Source organism: Mycobacterium sp. 1245499.0 (genome assembly GCF_001673615.1).
GTDB classification, from domain to species: domain Bacteria; phylum Actinomycetota; class Actinomycetes; order Mycobacteriales; family Mycobacteriaceae; genus Mycobacterium; species Mycobacterium europaeum_A.
Genome location: NZ_LZMG01000233.1, coordinates 1 through 613, shown reverse-complemented (window position 1 = coordinate 613; position 613 = coordinate 1). Strand labels below are relative to the sequence as shown.

Below are 613 nucleotides of genomic sequence, written 5' to 3'. Positions count from 1 at the left end.
GGCACCTCCTGAGGCCCTTTCGATCATCACGATTAGTGGCCGAGATTACCAGCGTGACCGCAAAAAGCCTCGCCACAGGCTCGACTCGCGTCGCCGTCGTCGCCCCCTCCGCCGGTGTGACTTCCGTTGCACCCATCGGCCAGACCTTAGCGACACCCTTCGTTCGCGAAGCGGCCAGAGGCGTCTAGCCGGCCGACCGACTGGATGCACCGGCCACTGCCCGTAGCGCTGAGCGCCGCCGCCGCCTTGGCGGCGGTCGGACTCGCGGCATGTTCGTCGCCGCACCCGAATACCGGTTCGTCGGCCACGTCTTCGCTCCCACCGGCCACCTCGAGCCAGGTTGCCGCGCCCAACACGGCTCCCCTGCCGCCGCCCGAGGCCCTCACCGACGTGCTCACGCGGCTCGCCGACCCGAACGTTCCGGGTGCCAGCAAGGTGAATCTGGTGGAGGGCGCGAAGCCGGAGAGCGCGGTCACCCTGGACAAATTCACCAACGCCCTGCGCGACAACGGCTATCTGCCGATGACTTTCAACGCGAACGACATCGCGTGGTCGGACAAGAATCCGTCGAACGTGAAGGCCACCATCGCCGTTCACACCGCCCAGGCCAACA

Annotated in this window: 1 protein-coding gene; it reads left to right on the top strand. The window is 67.2% G+C overall.

The features are described from left to right. Positions 1-204: 204 nt before the first annotated feature. The coding region (locus A5646_RS13175; protein ID WP_067022047.1) for a hypothetical protein at positions 205-613 on the top strand (409 nt) is incomplete at its 3' end.